At 44.7% G+C, this 26,148-nt stretch carries 23 protein-coding genes and 1 pseudogene; 23 read left to right on the top strand and 1 reads right to left on the bottom strand.

Annotation, left to right across the window (positions count from 1 at the left end; all coding sequences use genetic code 11):
- Positions 1-58 precede the first annotated feature (58 nt).
- The 10 genes from V9W66_RS04840 to galE all read left to right on the top strand — a co-directional run bounded on the left by V9W66_RS04840 (position 59) and on the right by galE (position 11,806).
- The gene (locus V9W66_RS04840) at positions 59-928 is read left to right on the top strand and encodes a patatin-like phospholipase family protein (protein ID WP_144095513.1); all 870 of its coding nucleotides are present in this window, start codon (positions 59-61) and stop codon (positions 926-928) included.
- An 84-nt stretch (positions 929-1,012) separates the two neighbouring features.
- Positions 1,013-4,027: a translation factor GTPase family protein gene (locus tag V9W66_RS04835; RefSeq protein WP_144095511.1), complete on the top strand. Its 3,015-nt coding sequence runs from the start codon at positions 1,013-1,015 to the stop codon at positions 4,025-4,027.
- Between the two features lie 216 nt (positions 4,028-4,243).
- Positions 4,244-4,777: a CarD family transcriptional regulator gene (locus V9W66_RS04830; RefSeq protein WP_243121819.1), complete on the top strand. Its 534-nt coding sequence runs from the start codon at positions 4,244-4,246 to the stop codon at positions 4,775-4,777.
- Positions 4,774-4,917 (top strand): hypothetical protein, encoded by a 144-nt coding sequence (locus tag V9W66_RS04825; RefSeq protein WP_158526432.1) that lies wholly within the window; start codon positions 4,774-4,776, stop codon positions 4,915-4,917. The genes V9W66_RS04830 and V9W66_RS04825 overlap by 4 nt, the downstream gene beginning before the upstream one ends.
- Positions 4,914-5,414 (top strand): transcription elongation factor GreA, encoded by a 501-nt coding sequence (gene greA, locus V9W66_RS04820; RefSeq protein WP_015527340.1) that lies wholly within the window; start codon positions 4,914-4,916, stop codon positions 5,412-5,414. The genes V9W66_RS04825 and greA overlap by 4 nt, the downstream gene beginning before the upstream one ends.
- A 189-nt stretch (positions 5,415-5,603) precedes the next feature.
- Positions 5,604-7,424 (top strand): Na/Pi cotransporter family protein, encoded by a 1,821-nt coding sequence (locus tag V9W66_RS04815; RefSeq protein WP_144095507.1) that lies wholly within the window; start codon positions 5,604-5,606, stop codon positions 7,422-7,424.
- Between the two features lie 158 nt (positions 7,425-7,582).
- On the top strand, positions 7,583-8,257 hold the full coding sequence (locus tag V9W66_RS04810; RefSeq protein WP_118368681.1) for a winged helix-turn-helix domain-containing protein: 675 nt from the start codon (positions 7,583-7,585) through the stop codon (positions 8,255-8,257).
- The gene (locus V9W66_RS04805; RefSeq protein ID WP_144095505.1) at positions 8,254-9,609 is read left to right on the top strand and encodes a sensor histidine kinase; all 1,356 of its coding nucleotides are present in this window, start codon (positions 8,254-8,256) and stop codon (positions 9,607-9,609) included. Before V9W66_RS04810 ends, V9W66_RS04805 begins: the two co-directional genes overlap by 4 nt.
- A 143-nt stretch (positions 9,610-9,752) precedes the next feature.
- Positions 9,753-10,676 (top strand): sugar phosphate nucleotidyltransferase, encoded by a 924-nt coding sequence (locus V9W66_RS04800; protein ID WP_144095503.1) that lies wholly within the window; start codon positions 9,753-9,755, stop codon positions 10,674-10,676.
- Positions 10,677-10,789: 113 nt separating this feature from the next.
- Positions 10,790-11,806, top strand: coding sequence for a UDP-glucose 4-epimerase GalE (gene galE / locus V9W66_RS04795; RefSeq protein ID WP_015527335.1), 1,017 nt, complete (start codon positions 10,790-10,792; stop codon positions 11,804-11,806).
- A 189-nt stretch (positions 11,807-11,995) separates the two neighbouring features.
- Here galE and V9W66_RS04790 read toward each other — a convergent pair whose 3' ends face one another.
- Positions 11,996-13,105 (bottom strand): tyrosine-type recombinase/integrase, encoded by a 1,110-nt coding sequence (locus V9W66_RS04790; RefSeq protein ID WP_144095501.1) that lies wholly within the window; start codon positions 13,103-13,105, stop codon positions 11,996-11,998.
- A gap of 314 nt (positions 13,106-13,419) precedes the next feature.
- Between V9W66_RS04790 and V9W66_RS04785 the strand changes: the two genes are divergently transcribed.
- The 13 genes and pseudogenes from V9W66_RS04785 (at position 13,420) to V9W66_RS04725 (ending at position 26,117) form a co-directional block, all read left to right on the top strand.
- Positions 13,420-14,655, top strand: a complete 1,236-nt coding sequence (locus tag V9W66_RS04785; RefSeq protein ID WP_186290113.1) for a zinc ribbon domain-containing protein — start codon at positions 13,420-13,422, stop codon at positions 14,653-14,655.
- A 392-nt stretch (positions 14,656-15,047) separates the two neighbouring features.
- Positions 15,048-15,329: pseudogene (locus tag V9W66_RS04780) on the top strand (3-hydroxyacyl-CoA dehydrogenase NAD-binding domain-containing protein); the annotation flags it as partial.
- A 567-nt stretch (positions 15,330-15,896) separates the two neighbouring features.
- Entirely contained in the window at positions 15,897-16,793 is an 897-nt protein-coding gene (gene rfbA / locus V9W66_RS04775; protein WP_144095495.1) for a glucose-1-phosphate thymidylyltransferase RfbA, read from the top strand.
- Positions 16,794-16,821: 28 nt separating this feature from the next.
- Positions 16,822-17,841, top strand: a complete 1,020-nt coding sequence (gene rfbB, locus V9W66_RS04770) for a dTDP-glucose 4,6-dehydratase (RefSeq protein WP_144095493.1) — start codon at positions 16,822-16,824, stop codon at positions 17,839-17,841.
- Positions 17,842-17,855: 14 nt separating this feature from the next.
- Positions 17,856-18,770 carry a dTDP-4-dehydrorhamnose reductase gene (gene rfbD, locus V9W66_RS04765; protein ID WP_144095491.1) on the top strand — a complete coding sequence of 305 codons (915 nt, stop codon included), beginning with the start codon at positions 17,856-17,858 and terminating at the stop codon, positions 18,768-18,770.
- A gap of 15 nt (positions 18,771-18,785) precedes the next feature.
- Positions 18,786-19,394: a dTDP-4-dehydrorhamnose 3,5-epimerase gene (gene rfbC, locus V9W66_RS04760; RefSeq protein WP_144095489.1), complete on the top strand. Its 609-nt coding sequence runs from the start codon at positions 18,786-18,788 to the stop codon at positions 19,392-19,394.
- Between the two features lie 19 nt (positions 19,395-19,413).
- A complete protein-coding gene (gene cps2T, locus V9W66_RS04755; protein WP_144095487.1) occupies positions 19,414-20,646 on the top strand; it encodes a beta 1-4 rhamnosyltransferase Cps2T in 1,233 nt (410 codons plus the stop codon).
- 15 nt (positions 20,647-20,661) lie between these two features.
- A complete protein-coding gene (locus tag V9W66_RS04750; RefSeq protein WP_144095485.1) occupies positions 20,662-21,663 on the top strand; it encodes a GHMP family kinase ATP-binding protein in 1,002 nt (333 codons plus the stop codon).
- Positions 21,664-21,667: 4 nt separating this feature from the next.
- Positions 21,668-22,999, top strand: a complete 1,332-nt coding sequence (gmhB, locus tag V9W66_RS04745) for a D-glycero-beta-D-manno-heptose 1,7-bisphosphate 7-phosphatase (RefSeq protein WP_144095483.1) — start codon at positions 21,668-21,670, stop codon at positions 22,997-22,999.
- A 36-nt stretch (positions 23,000-23,035) separates the two neighbouring features.
- Positions 23,036-23,683 (top strand): D-sedoheptulose-7-phosphate isomerase, encoded by a 648-nt coding sequence (locus tag V9W66_RS04740; RefSeq protein WP_186290115.1) that lies wholly within the window; start codon positions 23,036-23,038, stop codon positions 23,681-23,683.
- 28 nt (positions 23,684-23,711) lie between these two features.
- Positions 23,712-24,596 carry a glycosyltransferase family 2 protein gene (locus V9W66_RS04735; RefSeq protein WP_186292805.1) on the top strand — a complete coding sequence of 295 codons (885 nt, stop codon included), beginning with the start codon at positions 23,712-23,714 and terminating at the stop codon, positions 24,594-24,596.
- Positions 24,593-25,720 carry a glycosyltransferase family 4 protein gene (locus tag V9W66_RS04730; protein WP_144095477.1) on the top strand — a complete coding sequence of 376 codons (1,128 nt, stop codon included), beginning with the start codon at positions 24,593-24,595 and terminating at the stop codon, positions 25,718-25,720. The genes V9W66_RS04735 and V9W66_RS04730 overlap by 4 nt, the downstream gene beginning before the upstream one ends.
- Positions 25,721-25,730: 10 nt before the next feature.
- Complete coding sequence (locus V9W66_RS04725; protein WP_144095582.1) at positions 25,731-26,117, top strand: acyltransferase; 387 nt, start codon at positions 25,731-25,733, stop codon at positions 26,115-26,117.
- Positions 26,118-26,148: the final 31 nt, after the last annotated feature.

Raw genomic sequence — 26,148 nt, 5'->3', positions numbered from 1 at the left:
TAAAGATGACAGCATAAGGGCAGCAGAGTCTGCCAGACAGAATACAGAGGACAAATAAATGGAAGAAACACAATTGAAAAAATTCAGTATCGTTATGGAGGGCGGCGGTATGCGAGGCTTGTATACAGCCGGCGTGATCGATGTTCTGATGGAAAATGAGATTTATGCGGACAGTGCGGTGGGCGTATCGGCTGGAGCTGTTTTTGGATGCAATTATAAGTCCAGGCAGATCGGAAGAGTTCTTCGCTATAACAAAAAGTACTGCAAGGATAAAAGACTTGCAAGCATTCGGAACTGGATCACCACAGGAGATGTATACAGCCGGGAATTCGGATATTATGAACTGCCCTGGAAGCTGGATATTTTTGACCGTCAGACCTACGCGGAAAATCCCATGAAATTTACAGTGGTGTGTACGGACCTGGATACAGGAAAACCGGTGTATCATGAATGTCCCAACGGAGATGTGGAGGATATTGAATGGATGCGCGCATCTGCATCGATCCCGGTAGCCTCCCGACCGGTGAAGCTTGAGGGAAAGAGACTTCTGGACGGTGGTGTGTCTGATCCGATCCCGGTTAAGTGGATGCTTTCCCGGGGATACGAAAAAAACGTAGTGGTGCTTACCAGAGATGTGAAGTACCGAAAAAAAGCAAACCCGAAGATGCAGCTTTTTCTGAAAGCAGTATTACATAAATATCCGGCTTTTCTGAAAGATCTGGAGGAACGGCATATCCATTATAATGAAACACTGGAGGAACTGGCTTCTCTGGAAAAAGAGGGGAGCGTTCATATCATCCGTCCGAGCAGTCCCATCCAGGCGGCGATGATCGAGCGTGATGAGAGCAATCTGGAGCGGATCTACCAGACAGGAAGAGCAGATATGAAAAAGGATCTGGAGAAGCTGAAAGCCTACCTGGATTCCTGAATCACAGACCGAAACAAAATTCGACTTATACCCCTTTCTATGTTATGATATTGGATATCATTACAACAGAAAGGGGTATTTTCAATGGGAGAAAAACCTCAGAATATAAAACACAGACATATAAGTCTGGGCGTGCTTGCCCATGTGGATGCAGGAAAGACGACATTATCGGAAGGCCTGCTTTTTAAATGCGGAAGGATCCGGAAGATCGGAAGAGTCGATCACAAGGATGCGTATCTGGATACCTATGAGCTTGAGAGGGAGAGAGGAATCACCATTTTTTCAAAGCAGGCAGTTTTTTCCATGGGGGATATGGAAGTGACACTTCTGGATACGCCGGGGCATGTGGATTTTTCTGCTGAGATGGAGCGTACCCTGCAGGTGCTGGATTATGCGATCCTGGTGATCAACGGCGCAGATGGTGTGCAAGGGCATACACAGACATTGTGGAGACTGCTGACACAGTATAAGATCCCAACATTTCTTTTTGTAAATAAAATGGACCAGGAAGGAACGGACAGGGAAAGACTTCTTGAGGAGCTGAAGAAGAAATTAAGCGGATGCTGTGTGGATTTTAGTGGAGAACTGGAATGCTCCGGTGCAGAAGCAGCAGGGAAAAAGGAGAATCCTGTGGATAACTCCGGGAAATCTCCGTCAGCTGAAGGAATGCAGCTGAAAGACAACGCCAGTGAAGCAGAAAAAGAGAATATATCCGGAACGCAGGGCGCTTCTGATAAAATAAATGGAACGGATGATTTTCTGGAAAATATCGCCATGTGTGAGGAGAACCTTCTGGAAAGCTTCCTGGAAACAGGAACGATCGCAAAAAAGGACGTGGCAGAGCTGATCCTGGAGCGAAAGCTTTTTCCATGCTTTTTTGGATCTGCCCTGAAGATGGAAGGCGTAGATGCTTTTATCCATGGAATGGAGACCTACATGGCAGTACCGTCCTATCCCGCAGAATTCGGAGCCAGGATCTTTAAGATCGCCAGAGATGAGCAGGGAAACCGTCTCACTTATATGAAGATCACCGGCGGCAGCCTGAAGGTTAAGGAGACGCTGACCAATGCAGGAAGAAATGGTATTCCGGCAGAGGAGATCTGGGAGGAAAAGGCGGATCAGATCCGTATCTATTCCGGTGCAAAATTTGAAATGCTCAAAGAGGCAGAGGCAGGAACCGTCTGTGCAGTTACAGGTCTTACCGAAACATATCCGGGAGAGGGACTTGGCATTGAGGCGGATTCTGCCATGCCGGTGCTGGAACCGGTACTGAATTATCAGATCATCCTTCCGGAGGGCTGTGACGCCCACAGGATGCTGAAAAGCCTGAAGGAGCTGGAGGAGGAAGAACCGCAGCTTCATATCATGTGGGATGAGCAGCTGGGAGAGATCCACGCCATGCTGATGGGCGAGGTACAGATCGAGATTCTGAAGCATCTGATCTGGGAGCGTTTTCATGTGGCAGTAGAATTTGGAACCGGTAATATCGTATACAAAGAAACCATTGCCGCACCGGTGGAAGGCGTGGGACATTTTGAACCGCTTCGTCATTATGCGGAGGTGCATCTTCTTCTGGAACCGGGAGAGAGAGGAAGCGGACTGCAGTTTTTTACTGCGGCAAATGAAGATCAGCTGGATCGGAACTGGCAGCGGCTGATCCTGACACATCTGGAGGAAAAAGAGCATCTGGGAGTCCTTACCGGATCACCCATCACCGATATGCAGATCACACTTCTTACCGGGCGGGCACATCAGAAGCATACGGAAGGTGGAGATTTCCGGCAGGCGACCTACCGTGCTGTGCGCCAGGGCCTCAAGAAAGCGGAGACACTTCTTCTGGAACCCTATTACAGCTTCCGACTTGAGGTTCCGGCAGAAAATGTAGGACGTGCCATGACGGATATCCAGAGGATGCAGGGAACCTTCCAGGGGCCGGAAACCCAGGGAGAGCTGTCGGTGATCACAGGAAGTGCGCCGGTGGCAAAAATGAGGGATTATCAGAGCCAGGTAGTTTCCTACACAAGAGGCAGAGGTCATCTGACCTGTACTCTGAAGGGCTATGAACCCTGTCAGGATCAGGAGCAGATCGCAGAGGAGATCGGATATGATTCCGAGAGAGATCTTGAGAATCCTACAGGCTCTGTATTCTGTGCCCATGGAGCAGGCTTCGTGGTTCCCTGGTATGAGGTAGAAGAATACATGCATCTGGAAGGAACTCAGCTTCCGGACAGTAATGATGCCTATGAGGATTCCGACAACAGCTCTGCAGGAGTGCGTTCAGTTCAGGGAACAGCCAAAAACAGTCCGGATCACAGAACAGCCAATGCCGGCCGTGGAAAATATACCTCCATGTATGGAAGCTACGAAGAGGAAAAAGAACTGAAGGCAATCTTTGAGAAAACCTTTGGTCCGGTGAGCTCAAAGAAATACAGCAGTAACAGCCGAAGCTTTGGAAATCCGGAAAGCGGAAGCAGCTTTTCCGGGAAGGGAGGCAAAGGTGCAGCAGATTCCGGCCTTCCGGCAAAATCCGGTCACGGCGCCTGGAGAAACAGCAGTCCGGCCATCCACAGAGAGGACTATCTGCTGGTGGACGGCTGCAATATCATATTTGCCTGGGAGGATTTAAGAGATCTGGCACAGGCAGACTTTCATGCGGCACAGTCCAGGTTAATGGATATATTAAGCGATTATCAGGGGATCAAGGGCTGCATCCTGATCCTGGTATTTGATGCCTACCGTGTGGAGGGCCATCCGGAGGAAACCTTCCAGTATCATAATATTCATGTTGTCTATACAAAAGAAGCGGAAACTGCAGACCAGTATATTGAACGCACTGTCCATAAAATCGGACGGAAACATAACGTGACAGTTGCCACATCAGACGGACTGGAGCAGATCATCATTATGGGACAGGGAGCCGCCAGGATCTCAGCACGCGGATTCAAAGATGAGATCGCTTCCGCAAAACAGCAGATGAGAGAAGAATGGCAGGAGCGCAGGGACAACAGCAAAACCTATCTCTTTGACAGTATGACACCGGAACTGAAATCTCATATGGAAGACATCCGTCTGGGAAGAAAGAAAAAAGAAGAATTATAACAAAAAATATATGCCCTCATTGTGGGCATATTTCACAAAAATAAAAAAGCTTTTTGAATTCTTTTGCAAATAAATGGGAAAAGTAGTAAAATAAGGATAGAATCCTCAGTGAGAAGCTCCTTGTCTGGATATATAACCTGGCAGGGAGCTTTCATTAGAGCACAATAAGCGCCAGGATAACAAAAGAAAAGCAAAAAAATGAAAGGAAGTGGAAAAATGTTTGAAGCAGGCGAATATGTTGTGTATGGTCGTACCGGCATCTGCCAGGTAACAGGAGTTACCACAATGAGGGTGGATGGTTCCTCCGGCGAGAAGCTTTATTATGTACTGAGGCCCGGAGGAGAGACAGATGGGAAGATATTTACACCGGTGGAAGGTGGAAAGCAGGTGCTTCGCGGAATCATTACGAGGGAAGAAGCGGAGAGGCTTATCGATGAGATCCCATCCATTGAGACACTGAGTATTGAGAATGAGAAATTCCGGGAGGATAGCTACAAGAAATGCATCCGTACCTGTGAATGCAGAGATCTTCTTCGGATCATCAAAACGATCTACGTCAGAAAACAGGCCAGATTATCTCATGGCAAAAAAACAACCGCTACAGATGAGCGGTATCTGAAGCTTGCAGAGGATCATCTCTATTCTGAATTTTCCATGTTACTGGATATCCCCAAAGCACATATGGCAGATTATATTGAACAGCGAGTACACCAGCAGAAGGAAGCCGAAGAACAGGTATGCGCTGTTTGACAAAGCAGAGCGTATCTGCTATGGTATTTCCGGTAACCTTCCAGAAATCCTGTATCTGTGACAGAAGCTTCACAGGAAGTGGAGAACAGATCCAGGATCAGTCTGAATGTTATAAAGAAAAGGAGATGCCAGAGAAATGAGAGAACAGCTTACCCGCAAGGATGTTGAAAAAATAGAGCAGGAGATCGAACACCGTAAACTGGTAGTACGCAAGGAAGCCATTGAGGCGGTCAAGGAGGCACGTGCCCAGGGAGACTTAAGTGAGAACTTTGAGTATTATGCAGCCAAGAAGCATAAGAATCAGAACGAGAGCCGCATCCGTTATCTGGAGAGGATGCTGAAGACGGCATCCATTGTATCCGATGCTTCCAGATCTGACGAAGTGGGAATGGATGATATCGTGGAAGTTCTTTTTGAAGAAGATAATGAGGTGGAGAAGTACAAGCTGGTTACTTCCATCCGCGGAAATTCCATGGAAAACCGTATCAGTATTGAATCGCCTATCGGCAAGGCACTGCGCGGTCATCGTGTAGGAGACCGGGTGGAAGTAAAGGTCAATGATGATTACAGCTATTACCTTGTAATAAAATCCATCGACAAGACCGGATCTGAGGATGAGGAGATCCGCGGATTCTGAACGATATATAGGACAGAGAGATCCTGACGGGAAATCGGTTTCCCGTAACAGGATCCTCTGTTTTATTTTTTTACACAGATTTTACATTCCAGTGGGGAAAATTTTACAATAGGCCGCTATTATGAAAATCGTTGAAATGAGAAAAAAGGAAATCAAACATATCAAAAAGAGAAAGTGAAGGAGAGTATTATGGACTTTTTCAGCGTACTGGCATTGCTTGGCGGCCTTGCTATTTTCCTTTATGGAATGAACTTAATGGGAGATGGGCTTGCGAAGGTTGCAGGCGGAAAGCTTGAGCGGATCCTGGAGACACTTACCTCCAATCCCATCAGAGCCGTTCTTCTTGGACTGGGTGTGACTGCAGTGATCCAGTCATCCTCGGCAACTACCGTTATGGTCGTTGGTTTTGTAAACTCGGGAATCATGAAGCTGTCCCAGGCTGTGGGAATCATCATGGGTGCCAATATCGGTACTACCGTAACCTCATGGATCTTAAGTCTTACAGGTATCCAGAGTGACAACTTTATTATCCAGCTTTTTAAGCCGACGTCATTTTCACCGATTCTGGCACTGATCGGCGTGGTTCTGATCATGTTTACAAAAAGCCAGAAGAAAAAGGACGTGGGAGCGATTTTTGTAGGCTTTGCGATCCTGATGTATGGAATGAATGCCATGAGTGGAGCTGTGGAACCTCTTGCAGAGGTACCGGAGTTTACCGGAATGCTGGTGAAATTCTCCAATCCGATCCTTGGAGTTGTGGCTGGAGCAGTGCTGACAGCGATCATCCAGTCGTCTTCCGCATCGGTTGGTATCCTCCAGGCGCTGTGTCTTACTGGAATGGTACCGTTCAGTGCAGCACTTCCTATTATCATGGGACAGAATATCGGTACCTGTATCACTGCGATCCTTTCAGCCATCGGAGCCAGCAAAAACGCAAAACGTGCGGCTATGATCCATCTGTATTTCAATCTGATCGGAACCATGCTGTTCATGGCAGTATTTTATGCGATAAATGCAGCAGTACATTTTTCATTCATGGAACAGGCAGCGACTCCGGCCGGGATCGCGATCCTGCACAGTACCTTCAATATCACGGCAACTCTTGTTCTTCTTCCGTTTGGAAAGGCTCTGGAGAAGCTTGCCTGTCTTACTATCCGCGACAGGAAGGAAGAGGAGGAAAAGGTGGCAGCAGATCCGGATTTCATGATCCTGGAAAGCCGTTTTTTGGAGAAACCTGCATTTGCAGTTGAGCAGAGCAGGAATGCAGCGAAAAAAATGGCAGAGGATTCTCACAGAACTCTGTTTACCGCCCTGGACCTTCTGAAGAATTTCAGCGCAGAAGGAAAGGCTCTGGTGGAAGAAGCAGAGAAAAAGGTAGACCGCTATGAGGATGAACTTGGAACCTATCTTGTAAAACTGAACCAGAAGGATCTTTCCGTTCATGACAGTCACAGCGTTTCCATCATGCTTCACTGTATCGGTGATTTCGAGAGGATTTCCGATCACGGTGTGAACATCATGGAATCCGCACAGGAGCTTTATGAAAAAGGCCTGAAGTTTTCAGATAAGGCGCTGGAAGAGTTACGTGTCATGGAGCATGCGGTGGAAGACATTGTAGATATTGCTTACAAGGTTTACGAAAATCAGGATGTGCAGCTTGCGAGAGAGATCGAGCCACTGGAGGAAGTGATCGATGAACTCAGCAAGGAACTGAAGTACCGGCATATCCAGAGACTTCGCGCCGGAGAATGTACCATTGAAATGGGATTCATCCTGTCCGATGTGACTACCAGCCTGGAGCGTGTGGCAGATCACTGTTCCAATATCGGTGTCTGTGTGACACAGGTTCATGAAGATGCTTTTGATACACATCAGCACCTGAAGCAGATCAAACATGGGCCGGATGAAACCTTCTACCGTGAGCTGGAGGTGATCCGGAGACAGTATCAGCTTCCGGAAATAAAGGATGAGCCGGCGGCAGCCCAGATGGCAGCGGCAGGCAGCCAATAAAAAGATATCGAAATAATGCTATGCCCTGGTTATCTGTATCAGCAGACGGCCAGGGCTTGTGCAGTAAAAAGAAAGCAGTTATACTGAAGGCATGGAACAAAAAAGACCAGACGATTGTGAAGTGCCAACGGCAAAAAAACGAACAGAGAGGATATAGAATGATCTACTGTGTGGAAGATGAGAGAAATATCAGAGAGCTTCTTGTCTATACCCTGGAGACAACAGGCTTTGAGGCAGAAGGTTTTGAAACCGGGGCAGAACTTGACACAGCCATGAAAAAAAATCTGCCGGAACTGATCCTGCTGGACATCATGCTCCCGGGTGAAGATGGGTATAATATTTTGAAACGACTGAAAAGTGACACCAGAACCCGGGATATCCCGGTGATCATGGTCACAGCCAAAGAAGCGGAGTTTGACAAGGTAAAAGGTCTGGAGGGCGGCGCAGATGATTACATCACCAAGCCCTTCGGGATGATGGAATTTGTAGCTAGGGTTAAAGCGGTCCTTCGGCGCTGCGCAAGGCAGAGCGAAGAGAGGGAGCTGCACTGTAAGGGTCTTCGTGTCAATGTGTCCCGTCACGAAGTCAGCTATCAGGGTGAGGTGAAGGAGCTGACCAGAAAGGAATTCGAGCTTCTGGAATATCTTATGGAGAACAAAGGACTGGTCATGTCCAGAAACCAGATCCTGTGCCATGTGTGGGGCTATGATTTTGACGGAGAAACAAGGACTGTAGATGTTCATGTACGGACTCTCCGACAAAAGCTGGGGGAAGCCGGAAATCTGATCGAGACAGTGCGTGGCGTGGGATACCGGATCGGAGATCATGTATGAAAAAGAAAATTCTGCATCATACAAGCATTATGATCATTTTTGCTGTTCTTGTCACGTTTCTGGCAGCAAGTGTGGTCACCTACAGCAAATTAAACACATACATGCAGCGGGGAGTCCGTGAGGAAGCGCAGTATATCTGCCTTGCCATGGATGAGTATGGAGATTCCTTTCTCACAAAAAAGCTTCGGACAGTATCCTCAAGTCGTGTGACTCTCATCCGTAAAGACGGAACCGTTCTCTACGATTCTGAGACCTCTCCGAAAAAACTGGCAAATCACAGTGATCGTCCGGAATTTATACAGGCAGAAAAAAATGGAAAAAGCGAAAGCATCCGTTATTCAGAAACCTTTGCAAAAAAGACCTTTTATTATGCGGTGAAGCTGGATGACGGAAACGTGCTCCGTGTAGGAAAAACCGTAGACTCCATATATTCCACATGGATCTCAAGTCTTGCTGTGCTGGGACTTCTGATGCTCCTGGTACTGATCCTGGAGTTTGTTTTTGCACAGAGACAGACCAGAGAGCTGATCCGTCCGGTCAACGATCTGGATCTGGAGCATCCGCTGAACAATGTGTGCTATGAGGAGCTGCGTCCCCTTCTTGTGCGGGTGGATGAACAGAACCGGCAGATCCGGCAGCAGGTAAAAGAACTGAAGGAGGCAGAGGAGATCCGGAAGGAATTTTCTGCAAATGTTTCCCATGAGTTGAAGACCCCGCTGATGTCCATTTCCGGTTATGCGGAGCTTATGATGAACGGCATGGTTCCGGCAGATCATATACAGGAATTTTCCGGAAGGATCTACCATGAATCAATAAGACTTTCCAATCTGGTAGCGGATATCATCCAGCTTTCCAGACTGGATGAAAGCAACAGTGAGGTTCCTTTTGAAGAGGTGGATCTTTATGAGCTTGCGGAAGACGTAAGAAATAATCTCAGACATCTTGCCGGAAAGAAAAATATTTTCCTTGAGCTTGCCGGAAGTACAGAGAAGATCAAGGGTGTCCGCCATGTACTCTATGAGATGCTTTTTAATATTGCAGACAATGCAGTTCGCTATACAGAACAGAATGGTCATGTGCGAATCATGGTAGGCAACCGGAAAGGGCATCCGTTCTACTGTGTGGCAGATGACGGAATCGGAATCCCGAAAAGTGAACAGGGAAGGATCTTTGAGCGCTTTTACCGGGTAGACAAAAGCCATTCCAGGCAGACCGGCGGAACAGGTCTGGGGCTTTCTATTGTGAAGCATGGAGCAACGCTTCATCATGCACAGATTAACGTGGAAAGTGAACAGGGAGTTGGAACCAGGATGGAGATCGTTTTCCCGGAGAATACTTCTGACCGAAAATAAACTGAAAATAATCAGTAGGATTTCACGGTGATGTGTAGTATAATAAAAAAAGGTTCAAAGGCCGGTCGGATGAGAATCTGACCGGCTTAAAATATGTATGGGAAAAAATCCCTGTATTTCTAAAAATCAGGAGGAACAAAATTATGAAAGAGCCGGTTCTGGTAGTAATGGCAGCAGGAATGGGAAGCCGCTATGGCGGACTGAAACAGATCGATCCTGTAGATCAGGAAGGTCATATCATCATGGATTTTTCCATTTATGATGCCGTACGTGCAGGCTTTAAGAAAGTGATATTCATCATAAAAAAAGAGAATGAACAGGATTTCCGCGATGCCATCGGCGACCGCTTAAGTGACAAGGTGGAGATTGTTTATGTGCATCAGGATCTTAACAACATCCCGGAAGGCTTCCAGGTTCCGGAAGGCCGTGTGAAGCCATGGGGAACCGGACATGCGGTATTAAGCTGTGCCGGAGAGCTCGACGGACCGTTTGTGGTGATCAATGCAGATGATTATTATGGAACCCATGCTTTTAAGATGGCGTATGATTTCCTGATCCAGGCCAAGGAGGACATCGTACCTGCCCAGTATATGATGGTAGGCTACCGTCTTGAGAATACCCTGACAGACAATGGCTACGTTTCCAGAGGTGTCTGTGAGACAGATGAAAATGGATATCTTGCAGATATCAATGAGCGAACACACATTGAGAAACGTGACGGCGGAGCAGCCTACACAGAGGACGATGGAAAAACCTGGACAAGTCTCCCGGGAGAGACTCCGGTATCCATGAACATGTGGGGATTCACCGGCGGATTTATGAAAGAGCTGGTAAAACGCTTCCCGGTATTCCTTGAAAAGAGCATTCCGGAAAATCCTCTGAAATGCGAATATTTCCTTCCGTTTGTAGTTGACGAGCTCCTCCAGGAAAAAAAGGCAGCAGTCAGGGTCCTTACCACACAGGATAAATGGTACGGAGTGACCTATAAAGAGGACAAACCGGTAGTGGTAGCCGCGATCCAGAATCTGAAGGATCAGGGACTTTATCCGCAGGGACTCTGGGATTAGGTAGTAAACCTGGTTTTCTGCTATTGTGGAAACAAAGGAACAGTGCTAAAATAAACAGGAACAGTGCTAAAATAAACAGGAACAGTTAGATCCAATAGAGGAGGAGAAAAACTATGGCAATTTTAGTAACAGGTGGAGCAGGATACATTGGAAGTCATACCGTTGTAGAGCTGCAGAGCGCAGGATATGATGTTGTAGTAGTTGACAATTTATGCAATTCCAGTGAGAAGGCTCTGGACAGAGTATCCAAGATCACAGGCAAACCGGTGAAATTCTATAAAGCAGATATCCTGGACCGCGAAGCATTAAATGAAGTTTTTGACAAAGAAGAGATCGACTCCTGTATTCATTTTGCAGGACTGAAAGCAGTTGGTGAATCTGTTGCCAAGCCGTGGGAGTATTATGAGAACAATATCGCAGGAACCCTTACTCTTGTAGACGTGATGAGAAAACATAATGTTAAAAATATTATTTTTTCTTCCTCAGCAACCGTATACGGAGATCCGGCAATGATCCCGATCACCGAGGAGTGCCCGAAGGGACAGTGTACCAACCCATATGGCTGGACCAAATCCATGCTGGAGCAGATCCTTACAGATATCCAGAAGGCAGACCCGGAGTGGAACGTAGTTCTTCTTCGTTACTTCAACCCGATCGGTGCTCATAAGAGCGGAACCATCGGTGAGAATCCAAATGGTATCCCGAACAACCTGATGCCATATATCACACAGGTAGCAGTAGGCAAGCTGAAAGAGCTTGGCGTATTCGGAAACGATTACGATACACCGGATGGAACAGGTGTCCGTGACTACATCCACGTAGTAGACCTTGCCAAGGGCCATGTAAAAGCCCTTAAGAAGCTGGAAGACAATTCCGGATTAAGCATCTACAACCTTGGAACCGGAAAAGGCTACAGTGTTCTTGATATCGTTAAGAACTTTGAGGCAGCTACCGGCGTCAAGATCCCATATGTGATCAAACCACGCCGCCCAGGCGACATCGCAACCTGCTACTCCGATGCAACCAAAGCTGAGAAAGAGCTTGGCTGGAAGGCAGAGAACGGAATCCGCGAGATGTGTGCAGACTCCTGGAGATGGCAGAGCCAGAACCCTAATGGATATGAGGCTTAAGGAACAGAAAGCTTAATTACATAAAAACATAAAAGCGATATAAAATACGGCAGACAGTCCCGGAGGGATGTCTGCCGTGGTGCTTTTTTTGAGGGCAAAAAAGTCGCTTATCATTTCCATAAGCGACAAGCAGGCCGGAAACCCGTATAAATGCGGACTTCCGGCCTGCTTTGACCATAATTCTGACTGCTAATAGTTCAGCTTTTCCATGAATTTCTGTTTTTGTTTTATGCTGCTGTGCACATAAATATCCATGGTGATCTTGACGGACGAATGTCCCAGAATTTCAGAAAGCGTCTTGCTGTCAAATCCCATCTCTGTACATCGGGTGGCAAAAGCATGCCGGAGAGAATGAATGTTGATACTGGGGATTTCACATTGCTGAAGGAGCTTCTGGAATTTACGCTGTATATTTCTGGGCTCCATACATTTACGATTCGTACCCGTCAGCAGGTATGAATCAGGTTCAGCAGCAATCCGCTTCATTTTTTTCAATAAAAAATCAGGGATTGGAATATCCCTGATGGATGAGACTGATTTAGGAGGACCTATCATTAAAACAGTTTTGGGTTCTTCATCAGATTCACCAGAATAATCAAGATTTTTTATCCGTGAGATCGTTCGTCTTATATGAAGCAGCTTTTTATCAAAATCAATATCTTCCCACCGGATACCGCTGAGCTCGCCAACGCGGATCCCTGTATAAATACATAGCAGGATGCCGATGGGAAATTCTGAGTCCTCAGCAGAGAGAACTGTGATCAGCTTTGTGAGATGTTCATGAGAAATAAGCTGAAAAGGAATGGTATTTATTTTGGGATACCGAAATTCAAGCTGTGAAAGATTCAGATCCCCCTGTTTTTCACCATAGCGTAAAATGCTGTGGAACAGGATCAGAAGATTTTTGATGGTACGTGGCGAAAGCCCCTGCTGTTTCAGCTTTTCAGAGAAGGCATATACGGAAGCAGAAGAGATGTATTTCAACGGCATATCACCAAATTCCGGAAGGATATGTGTATCAAGAAGTGTTTCGTAGCAGGCATAGGTGCTGAGCTTTACAGCATAACGCATGGATAACATCCATTCTTCACTGAGGTTTCGAAATACATAACACTTTCCCGGAGAGTTTTGAAGATTATTCTGACATAAAACAGTCAGCTTTTTCTTTTTTACAGCCTCGTATGTACGACCATACAGATATCCGTACTGGATCCGTCCATTCTGGTCACGACATTTTTCATAGCGCGCCTCCCATCTTCCGTCTTTCCTTTTTCTGATATTTTCCCCTTTTCTAGGCATAATCGTAGTCTCCTTTTCGCATTATTATAGCAAAAGTCTGACCATTTTTGTGACCACTAATAAGCGAAAAAAAGGAGAATTTGTCGTATATAAAAAAATCAACCGAAAAAACCTGCATTTTTGGTCGAAAGTGATGCATTTTTCGTATCTTGACAGTGACAGGGTGCAATGCTATCATTGATTAAGATTCAAAAACTATGCAATTTGAGAGAAAATCACCTGTCGCTTATGGAAATGATAAGCGATAGGAAAAAATAATAATTTAGATAAGTTATATTATAATGATTTTTCTTTGCAAAAAACGGAGAACCAAAATGAAAGAACCGGAAACCGGCAAAAAAGAAAAGACCGGAAAAAGCGGCTACAGCATCACAACCTGGCGACTGCATCTCTGGTGCAGACATCCGGAATGGCTGCGGACCACACAGGAATTTTATAACCGGATCGCTGAATTTTATTACAACCTGCTTCTGGATCATACGGATCTCTGGGAAATGAGAAGCCAGCAGACTTTACGCGAGCTGGAGATCATGAGCATTCCGGGACGAGGCGGACGCATACCATCAAATCCCCTCCCCTGGCAAAAGGTTCCACTGTATTTTCGAAGAGCAGCAGCCAATGAGGGAATTGCTTCAGCCAAAAGCTACCTCAGCCGTTTTGCCCAGGATGAGAAGATCGGCAGAGCAGAGAAACTAAATGCAGCAGTTACCTATTACAAAGGAATGTATCAGGAGTTTTCTGCTAAAGAGATCACACTGCGTGTCTGGACAGGAGCCACATGGACCTGGATGCATTGCCGGCTGTCAGGCAGAGACTTTCCGGAAAACGCCAGACTCATGTCACCATCCGTAGTTTTTGAATACAAATATGACATGCTGCATGTTCCAGTACGTCAGAACAATGAAAATACAGCAACCGTACGTCAGAGGATGCAGGCAGGATGCAGGATACTCTGTATTCAGTTTACAAACAGTGATGCCTTTGCAGCAGGCGTTGTTCTGGACGGAACCGGTCAGGAGATCGCTGTGAAGTTCTGGAAAGGCGGAAAGGAATACAGCCACCATTGCAGAAAGCTTCTGGAAAAGATCCAGAAGTCCCAGGAAGCAACTGGAGGCAGACAGACAGGCAGAGTTGATCAGAAATACTGGATGCATCTGAAACATCTTTCTGAACACTATGGACACCAGGTCACAAGCCAAATCTTACGTTTTGCCGTAGAGCAGGACGTTTCTGTGATCGTACTTCCACGTTATAACCAGGAATATTCCAGAAACGTCATGAAAGGCTCAGGAAACTGGGGCCCGCTCCACTTAAGCACCAGGATCCGCCAGTATCTGGACTACAAAGCATGGAAAAACGGAATCATCGTTATCGAAGTCCACGCCACCGGCATCAGCGCAAACTGTGCCAGATGCGGCGCAGAAATCATTCGGACTGACACCAGAACAGAACTATGCTGCTGCGCTAATGGACATCAGACGAACCGATATCTGAATGCTGTGAGAAATCTCGGGAAAAAGTGCCTGACACAGTTTGGACGTGGGGCATGAAGGGAAGAACAAAAGAAACAGAGCAGAATATCAGTATGAAAAGCGAGCAGGTGGATTGACCTTATGGCATGTCAGAAAACAGATGTCATAAGGTCAGTGCATCGGCTTTGCCGTGCTGACAAAAAGAAAGCGAAAGCAAAACACGGTGTATATCAGTGATAAACACCGCCGGGTTGAATACCGCCTGTCGTGTGTGTACCTGAAGAAGGTGTGGGCACGGCGAAGAATGTGCCGGCTTTAAGCTGGGGAGTGTATTCAAAGTTATTTTTAATAGAACTGTGAGATATGACACAGGAGATTATGAAAATGAAATACCATCCTGAAATACAGGATGTGTACATAGGTGCAAAAATTAGAGGATATGCCCGATGAGGGACGGAGGAGTAAATAACATGAAGAATTACAAAATCGCCGTTGCGGGCACTGGTTATGTGGGCTTGTCGATTGCCACATTGCTTTCCCAGCATCATCATGTGACCGCTGTGGATATCATTCCGGAGAAGGTCGAAATGATGATCCACAACCGGAAGTCTCCGATTCAGGACGATTATGTTGAAAAGTACCTTGCAGAGAAGGAACTGAACTTGACTGCAACTCTGGATGCTAAGACCGCATACGCCGATGCTGACTTTGTAGTAATTGCTGCTCCTACAAATGTCTACTCAACAAAATCAGTTGAGGTCTGATGGTCTATGGTGGAGTTGAATATACATACAAATATAAGTGCTTTTGCATAAATATACGCCGCATTTTACTGTGAAAATCATGTTTTGTGTAGTAGGACGTTAATATTGATAACTGCATTTATCTGCGTGGCGTTGAGTAACGGACGGAAATTACTAATATTCTGTCGTGTAGACATCATAAAAAATGAATAAATCATTGTGCAGGTTGCAATAAGAATGATGGGTTTGCTTGTATGATTATTACAAAAACGGTAGGATAGGAAAATTTGGGAAATGGGTGCGGAAAAACGGGTCTACTCAACAGATTAACACTTTGATGTAGAGAGAAAAGAGTGTGGCGAATAAATATACGCCAGTGAAAAGTAGTGAAAGATGCAACTGATTTTGTTGAGTGAACCTGTCTGGATAAAGATATGTAGGAAAATAGACGAAATATCGAGAAAAGATTTGATTGCTGGGGTAATTGAATACGACAGCAAGAGGAAAAAGAAAGACCATCCATATGGATGTGTAGATAGATTTTTTTAGAGATTAAAAGACGTAGGAATAGATGTTATGAAAGGCATTATTTTAGCAGGTGGATCGGGTACTCGTCTGTATCCATTAACGAAAGTTACGAGCAAACAGCTCTTACCTATTTTTGATAAACCGATGATTTATTATCCGATGTCTGTTCTGATGAACGCTGGCATTCGTGACATTTTGATTATTTCCACACCGCAGGACACTCCTCGTTTTGAGAACCTGCTGGGTGATGGACACCAGTTTGGTGTGAACCTGACCTATGCTGTTCAGCCTTCTCCGGATGGACTGGCACAGGCCTTTATCATTGGTGCCGACTTTATTGGTAATGATTCTGTGGCTATGGTGCTGGGTGACAATATCTTTGCGGGCCACGGATTAAAGAAAAGATTGACTGCTGCAGTAGAAAACGCTGAGAGCGGCAGGGGTGCAACAGTGTTTGGCTACTACGTAGACGATCCAGAGCGTTTCGGCATCGTTGAGTTCGATAAGACAGGTAAGACTATTTCTATTGAAGAAAAGCCGGAGCATCCGAAGAGCAAATACTGCGTAACTGGCCTGTACTTCTATGATAACCGTGTGGTCAAGTTTGCTAAGAACCTGAAGTCTTCTGCACGTGGTGAGCTTGAAATTACTGATCTGAACCGCATCTATCTGGAAGATGGTTTTCTGAATGTGGAGTTACTGGGTCAGGGTTTTACTTGGCTGGATACAGGTACACACGAGAGCCTTGTGGATGCTACCAACTTCGTGAAGACTGTGGAGCAGCATCAGCATCGTAAAATTGCCTGCTTGGAAGAAATTGCATACTTGAACGGCTGGATCAGCAAGGATGAACTGATGAAAGTCTATGAGGTTATGAAGAAAAATCAGTACGGCCAGTATATGAAGGATGTCATGGACGGCAAGTATCAAGAGCATCTGTATTAAAAAGGGAAAGTGTAGAGGAGAATAGATCATGAATATTATTGTTACCGGCGGTGCTGGTTTTATTGGTAGTAACTTTGTATTCCATATGCTGAAGAAGTATTCGGATTACCGGATCATCTGTCTGGACAAGCTGACCTATGCAGGCAATCTGTCCACATTGGCACCTGTTATGGACAACCCGAATTTCCGTTTCGTGAAAGCAGATATCTGTGACCGCGAAGCTGTGGACAAACTGTTTGAAGAAGAGCATCCAGACATTGTGGTGAATTTTGCGGCAGAATCTCATGTTGACCGTTCCATCGAAGATCCGGGAATCTTCCTCCAGACCAACATCATCGGTACCAGTGTGCTGATGGACGCATGCCGCAAGTACGACATCCAGCGTTATCATCAAGTTTCTACCGATGAGGTTTATGGTGACCTTCCGCTGGATCGTCCTGACCTGTTCTTTACTGAGGAGACTCCTATTCACACCAGCTCTCCGTACAGCAGCTCTAAGGCTGCCGCTGACCTGCTGGTTCTGGCTTACCACCGTACCTACGGTCTGCCTGTAACCATTTCTCGCTGCTCCAACAACTATGGCCCGTATCACTTCCCGGAGAAGCTGATTCCGTTGATGATCGCCAATGCTCTGGCAGACAAGCCACTGCCTGTTTACGGCGAGGGACTGAACGTCCGTGACTGGTTGTATGTCGAAGACCACTGTAAGGCCATCGACCTGATTATCCACAAGGGGCGCATTGGTGAGGTTTACAATGTCGGCGGTCACAACGAGAAGCAGAACATCGAGATCGTGAAGATCATCTGCAAGGAACTGGGCAAGCCGGAAAGCTTGATCACTCATGTTGGCGACTGTAAGGGTCATGATATGCGTTATGCTATCGACCCGACCAAGATTCACAACGAGCTGGGCTGGCTGCCGAAGACCAAGTTTGAGGACGGCATCAAAAAGACCATCCAGTGGTATCTCGATAACCGTGAGTGGTGGGAGACCATCATCAGCGGCGAGTATCAGAACTACTACGAGAAAATGTACAGCAATCGCTAACAGGAGGAAATAACATGAAGTTTTTTGTAACAGGTGCTGGCGGTCAGCTGGGACATGATGTGATGAACGAGCTATTGAAGCGTGGTCATAAGGGTGTCGGTTCTGATATTCAGGAGAACTACAGCGGCGTGTCAGATGATTCTGCGGTAACAAAAGCACCGTATGTGGCTCTAGATATTACCGATAAGAACGTTGTTGAGAAAGTAATTACAGAAGTTAATCCGGATGCCGTGATTCACTGTGCCGCATGGACTGATGTTGATATGGCTGAGGATGATGATAAAGTAGCGAAAGTCCGTGCCATCAATGCAGGCGGTACTCAGAACATTGCAGATGTCTGCAAGAAGCTGAACTGCAAAATGACCTATATCAGCACGGATTATGTGTTCGATGGTCAGGGCACTGAGCCTTGGCAGCCGGACTGCAAGGATTACAAGCCTTTGAATGTGTACGGCCAGACGAAACTGGAAGGTGAACTGGCAGTCAGCCAGACACTGGAAAAGTATTTCATTGTCCGCATTGCATGGGTATTTGGTTTGAATGGTAAGAACTTTATCAAGACCATGCTGAATGTCGGAAAGACACACGATACTGTTCGGGTGGTGAATGACCAGATCGGCACACCGACCTATACATATGATTTGGCTCGACTGCTCGTTGATATGAATGAAACCGGGAAATACGGCTATTACCATGCGACCAACGAGGGCGGTTATATCAGCTGGTATGACTTCACGAAAGAAATCTACCGTCAGGCTGGTTATAAGACAGAGGTTCTTCCGGTAAGTACGGAAGAGTATGGTCTGAGTAAAGCAGCACGTCCGTTTAACAGCCGTCTGGATAAGGGTAAGCTGGTGGAAGCTGGATTTACTCCGCTTCCGACTTGGCAGAATGCACTGAGCCGTTATCTGAAAGAGATTGATCAGTAAGAGGAGATAGAAGAAATGGGACAGATTAAAGTTGAGAAAAATGTAGGTGGCATCGAAGGCCTTTGCGTGATTGAACCTGCTGTTTATGGTGATGCCCGTGGTTATTTCATGGAAGCCTATAACGAAAAAGATATGAAGGAAGCTGGCATTAACATCCACTTTGTGCAGGACAACCAGTCTATGTCCACAAAGGGCGTGCTGCGTGGCCTGCATTTCCAGAAGCAGTATCCGCAGTGCAAGCTGGTGCGCGCCGTGCGTGGTACTGTGTTTGATGTTGCAGTTGACCTCAGAAGCAATTCTGAAACCTACGGCAAGTGGTATGGTGTGACCCTTTCGGCTGAGAACAAGAAACAGTTTCTTATCCCGGAGGGCTTTGCGCACGGCTTCTTGGTTCTGAGCGATGAGGCAGAGTTCTGCTACAAGGTCAATGACTTCTGGCATCCGAATGACGAAGGCGGCATGGCTTGGAACGACCCGGAGATCGGCATCGAGTGGCCGGAACTGAATGGTGAGTACAAGGGAAGCGCAAGTGCAGAAGGCTACACGCTGGAAGATGGCACTGCACTGAACCTGAGCGATAAGGATCAGAAGTGGCTGGGATTGAAGGATACTTTTAAATTTTAAGAACGCAGGGGTAGGAAGAATGCAGCGGGAAAACGAAGTACAACATGTATTTCTGGTAGGAGCTAAGAGCTTAGGTGCTTATGGCGGATACGAGACTTTTGTTTATAAGCTCACAGAGTACCACCAGAACAAGAAAAATATTAAATATCATGTGGCGTGTAAGGCTAACGGTGACGGCTACATGGATGAAACAAAAGTGGATGGTGCGACCAGAATCAATGATCATGAGTTTGAATTCCACAATGCACATTGTTTCAAGATAGATATTCCTCAGATTGGACCTGCACAGGCAATTTATTATGATGTTGCAGCATTGAAAGCTTGCTGCAAGTACATAAAGGAACATCGGATTAAGCATCCAATCGTTTATATTATGGCTTGCCGTATCGGACCTTTTGCTGGTCATTTCTATAAAGAAATCCATAAGCTGGGTGGTACTGTGTACCTGAATCCGGACGGACACGAATGGATGAGAGCAAAATGGTCTGCGCCGATTCAGAAATACTGGAAGATTTCTGAGCAGATGATGGTTAAATACTGTGACCTTGCTATCTGTGACTCAGTGAATATCGAGAAGTATATCCACGAGTGCTATGACGGCAAAGGCATCAAGGGCAGAAATCCGAAGACCACATTTATTGCGTATGGCGCAGATTTGACCCTTAGTAAGTTAGCTGATGACGATGAGAAGCTGGTGAACTGGTATAAAGAAAAAGGACTGACGAAAAAGGACTACTACCTTGTCGTCGGTCGTTTTGTACCGGAGAACTCTTTTGAAGTTATGATTCGAGAGTTCATGAAAAGTAAGAGCAAAAAGAACTTCGCCATTATCACAAATGTAAATGACAAGTTTTTGAATGAATTGGAAGAGAAACTTCATTTCAAGAGCGATAAGAGAATCAAATTTGTCGGCACTGTTTACGATCAGGAACTGCTGAAGAAGATTCGTGAGAATGCATATGCTTATTTCCACGGCCATACGGTTGGCGGTACGAATCCGTCGCTGATTGAAGCTCTTGGTAGTACAGATATGAACCTTCTGGTTGATGTTGGCTTTAATAAAGAAGTCGCAGAAGATTGTGCGCTTTATTGGAGTCGCAAGCCGGGGAGCCTTGCAAAGCTCATTGATAAGGCTGATCAGATGAGTACAGATGAAATTACAGAGATGGGCCGGAGAGCTAAGAAGCGTGTGGCGGAAGAGTATACGTGGGATAAGATCTGCGGGCAGTATGAAGAAGTATTCACAAAGTAAGCGAGGTACGAATAAATGATTATTACACAGACGCCGTTCCGTATGTCTTTTTTTGGCGGTGGAACAGATATGGAGAATTTTTTTAGGGAACACGGTGGAGCAGTTCTGTCAACCACATTTGACAAGTATTGCTATGTGAATGTGCGTCATCTGCCACGTTTCTTTGATTATTCTACGGAGCTGTCTTACTCAAAGACAGAACGTGTGGCAAATATAGACGATATTCAGCATCCAGCAATTCGTAATGCGATGAAGATGCTGGATATGTATGAAATTCGGCTTACATATGAAGCAGACCTTCCGGCACGTTCCGGCTTAGGTACATCAAGTTCCTTTGCAGTTGGAATGCTGAATGCCTTTTATGCTCTGAAAGGCAAATATGCCGACAAGAAAAAATTGGCAGATGAAGCTATTTATCTGGAACGGAATCTGTGCCAGGAGGCGGGCGGCTGGCAGGATCAGATTGCAGCATCGTTTGGAGGCCTTAACCGTATCAACTTCAATGCGGACGGTTATGAAGTTCTTCCTGTGATTATCTCTCCAGAGAGAAAGAAACAACTTAACCAGAATTTGATGATGTTCTTTACCGGCTTTACTCGCTTTTCTTCCGATGTGCAGAAAGCAAATGCTGCGGGTAAAGTCGATAAAACGGCACAGTTAAAAGAAATGCTGTCGCTTGTGGACGATGCAGAAAAAGTCTTGACGGATAAAGAACATGATCTGGACGATTTTGGTAGAATGCTGGACCACACATGGAAGCTGAAACGCCAGACAGGATCTGCGGTGTCCACAAATAGCATTGATGAACTTTACGCAAAGGGTATTGCCGCAGGCGCTTTGGGTGGAAAACTCCTTGGTGCCGGCGGTGGTGGATTCCTTGTATTTTATGTACAACCGGAACGACAGGATGCTGTTCGCTGGGCGATGCGTGACTTGCTCTACATTCCGTTCAAATTTGAGGATGGTGGAACTCGTGTGATTCATTATACACCAGAAGATTATATACCGAAGGATTAAAGACATGAAGGTTGTGATTATGGCAGGCGGGAAGGGAACTCGTATTTCTTCTGTAGCGAGTGACATTCCAAAGCCGATGATAAAAATTGAAGGCATTTCAGTGCTGGAACGAGAAATTGAATGTCTGAAAAACCAAGGATTTAATGACATTATCATGACAGTAAGTCACCTTGGAAATATCATTATGGATTACTTTGGTGATGGTTCTGGAAACTCTCCGGCAACAGGTAAGCCGTTTGGCGTACATATTGAGTACTATTTTGAAAAAGAACCACTCGGCAATGCAGGTGCTCTATTTAAAATTAAGGATAAGCTGACATCGGATTTCCTCCTTTTGAATGCTGATGCAATGTTTGATGTGGATTTCAACCGTTTTGTTGCTTTTCATCAGAAACACGGTGGATCAGTTACGCTCTTTACACATCCGAACAGTCATCCATATGATAGTGGACTAATTATCGCGGATAAAAGTGGCGCAGTCGAAAAGTGGTTGGCCAAGGAAGATGCACGGCCACAGTACTACAGAAATCGTGTGAATGCAGGATTACATGTTATCAATCCTGAAGTATTAGAGCTGGCCGGTATTGATGCCGATTCGGTAGGGAAGATTGGCGAGGATGGTAAGCCTGTAAAAGTCGATTTGGATCGTCAGTTGTTAAAAACGCTTGCAGGAACGGGAAAGATGTTCTGCTATGACAGTCCTGAGTATGTTAAAGACATGGGCACTCCAGATCGGTATTATTCCGTATGTAAAGACTGCAAAGAAGGAAGAATTTCGGCAAAGAATCTAAAGCATAAGCAGAAAGCGATCTTCCTTGATAGAGATGGAACAATCAATAAGTATGTTGGGTTCCTTAGAAACATAGATGAGTTCGAGTTGATCGATGGTGTGGCAGCAGCAATCCGTAAAATCAATGAATCCGGTTATCTTGCTGTTGTCGTGACAAATCAGCCGGTTATTGCTCGCGGCGAAGTTTCCTTTGAAGAGTTGGAAGAAATTCACAACAAGATGGAAACACTTCTTGGAAAAGAAGGTGCATACCTTGATGCAATTTATTACTGCCCGCATCATCCTCATAAGGGGTATGAGGGAGAACGTCCGGAATTGAAGATTGAATGTGATTGTCGTAAACCAAAGCCAGGAATGTTATTCAAAGCGGCAGAAGATTTTAACATTGATTTGTCACAGTCATGGATGATTGGCGATGGTGAAAATGATGTTAAAGCTGGTAGTAATGCTGGATGCAAGACTGTGCTTTTGAGCGATAATGATGAAAATTATGGACAGACGGAAACTGTGAAGTCGTTAGAGGAATTTGTTAGCCGCATGATGTGAAGATTGAAGTTTGAGAGGAAAAAGAAAGTGAAAGGGCTGAAAGAAAACATTGCGAAGCATATTGTGATTCTCTGTGAGAGATATCCTGCGCTAGAATCCGTTAAGGAAGAAATTGTAGAAGCATATTTTTTGCTTGCAGAATCATATAAGAACGGCGGTAAATTGCTGGTTGCTGGAAATGGTGGATCTGCTGCGGATGCAGAACATATTGTTGGAGAATTGATGAAAGGATTCAAACTCCCCAGAAAACCAGATGCGGATTTCGCAGGTAAACTTGTTAAAGAAAATAAGGAGCTTGGAACTGTTCTGGCAGAAAACCTGCAAGGTGCACTTCCTGCTATTGCGTTGGATGGACATCCGGCATTGTCTACTGCGTACATGAATGATTGTGAGCCGCTTCTGTGTTTTGCACAGCAGGTAAACGGCTATGGAAAAGAGGGAGATGTGTTTTTGGGCATTTCTACGAGTGGTAATAGTAAGAATGTGCTATATGCAGCAACGACAGCTCATGCAAAGGGCATGAAAGTCATTGGCCTTACGGGAGCAAAAAGCAGCAAACTGGAGCAGATGAGTGATGTGTGCATTAAAGTTCCGCAGACTGAAACTTATATGATTCAAGAGCTGCATCTGCCGGTGTACCACTGCCTATGCCTGATGCTTGAAGATGAATTTTTTGGAGATTAAATATAACTTGTGTAGAGTGAGAGAAAAAATGGTAGCAATCATATTGGTGAATTATAATGGTGCAGAGGACACGATTGAATGTATAAAAAGTCTCTCCGCAATTGAGGATGTTGCATACGAGATCATTGTAGTAGATAATAAAAGTACTGATGATTCAGTAAACAGACTAAAGAAATTTCAAAAAATTGCAAAGTTTAACTTACTAGAATCAGAGTACAATAACGGTTTTTCAGCAGGGAACAATATTGGAATTGAGTATGCTAAGAATGCAGATTATTTCTTATTACTTAACAATGATACTGTGGTTAAACCTGATTTTTTAAGTAAATTACTTTATGCAATGGAAAGTAATCCAAGATGCGGTGCGGCTATATCTAAAATATTGTATTATTCTCAACCGGATACAATTTGGTATGCAGGCGGTAGTTTCGATAAAAGAACTGCTCGAAGTGAACATTATTGTTTTAATCAGAAAGACATTAATAAAGAAGAATCGGTTCAAAAGGTGACATTTGCGAGTGGTTGTTGTTTGTGTATTTCTCAAAAAGTGCTTAGAAGGGTTGGCATGCTAAATGAAGACTTTTTCCTTTATGAAGAGGATGCTGACTATTGCTATCGAATAATTGAATCGGGTTTTGATATTTTATATGTTCCAAATTCAGTTATATATCACAAGGTGAGCTCTAGTACGGGAACTGGATCACCGATGAGTCAATACTATTCTGTTCGCAATAAGTATTCTTTGATCAAAATGCATTTTAAAGGCATAAACAAAGTGACAGCCTATCTGTATTGTACAACGCAGTTTTTATTTCGCTGTTTAAAAAATGAGCAAAGTTTTAAATACTTTAGGGACGGAGTGAAAGCATTTAGTCGGAGTGAGACAGGAAAAGCACAAGGAGAAATAAAATGAAAGTTTTGTTATTAAGTCAAATCGCTGTGGTCGATTATAAGTATACATATAGTTTAGCAAATGCTTTGAAAGCATGCGGAAATGAAGTGGAACTCATCATCGATGATAAAAAAGATAATGATTATTGCCAGTGCAAATGTATTAATAAATTTTTGACTTCTAGAAAAGATATTGGAAAAGTAAAGAAGCTACTTAACTATGTTGAAACATATCAGTTTATAGTGAAAAAAGCAATATCTGAACATTTTGACGTTGTTCATGTACAATGGTTTCAGTTTTCACCAGTGGATTATTATTTTTTGAGAAAATTGAAAAATAATGGAATTAAGATAGTTGTTAGCGTTCATGATATTCTTCCTTTTAATGAGAAAAAGTATGATTTAACATTCCATAAAAAAATATACGGCTTATGTAATCAAATTATTGTTCAGGCAGAAACAAATATCGAACGGTTTGATGAACTGTTTCCAGAAGATAGTGATAAAGTTAATTTTATTCCCCACGGACATTTTTTGGACTTTGCGGACAAACATGGAATGGAAGAATCCCGAAGACATTTGAATATTCCACTTGATAAAACGGTTCTTCTCTTCTTTGGTCAAATAAAAAAAGTTAAGGGAGTAGGTGTGTTGCTAGAAGCTTTCGGTCAGTTAGCTCAGCATAGAAATGATTTATATTTGGTTATTGCAGGCAGTGTTTGGAAGGATGATTTTAAACCGTATCAAGAAATTATAAAAAGAAATGGGTTGAATGATTCCCAGTTAAAAACGGATATTCGATTTATTCCAGACGATGAAGTTGGATTTTATTATTCAGCCTGTGATGTTGCGATGATGCCGTATCTTGATGTATATCAAAGTGGAGTGATTCAACTTGTGTATGCGTATGGAAAGCCAGCAGTTGCAACTGCAATTGCACCATTTATGGAGATTGTAGAGGATGGTGTTACAGGTTATCTGTGTCAGCCAAACGATGTGAAGAGCCTTGAAAAGGCAATTGGACGAGCAGTGGCTGAGAAAGAGCGTTTTGAAAAGATGGGAGAAGCTGGACGTCAGAAAATTGCAGCCAAATATTCTTGGGATGATATTGCAAAGAAGGTAACTGAGTTATACAAGAAGAATTGAGGATATTTATATGAGTCGTATATGGTCTATGATGATACTATTTCTGAAAAGAGAAGGATTTGCAAGAGCAGAATATATTCGCAAAAACAGATTGTTTGGACATATCGGTGAAAACTGCTATTATCATCCGTTTACGATACCGTCAGAAAGTAAATTAATTTCAATGGGTGACAATGTTGTTATTTCTAAAGGTGTTGAATTAATTACGCATGATATGTCTTATGCTCTTTTGGGACATGACAAGGAATTAGAAAGAGATATTGGAACAGGAGAATATCCTTACTATAAAAAGGGTATTGCAATTGGAAATAATGTCATGATTGGTGCCAATAGTCTGATCATGCCGGGGGTAAGTATTGGCAATCGTGTTATTGTGGGGGGGGACAGTAGTAACTAAGGATATACCCGACGGCGTAATCGTGGCAGGT

Source organism: Blautia massiliensis (ex Durand et al. 2017), assembly GCF_051861785.1.
GTDB lineage: Bacteria > Bacillota > Clostridia > Lachnospirales > Lachnospiraceae > Blautia_A > Blautia_A luti_A.
The sequence above is the reverse complement of the archived record's forward strand: the minus strand, read 5'-3'. Positions and strand labels throughout refer to the sequence as shown.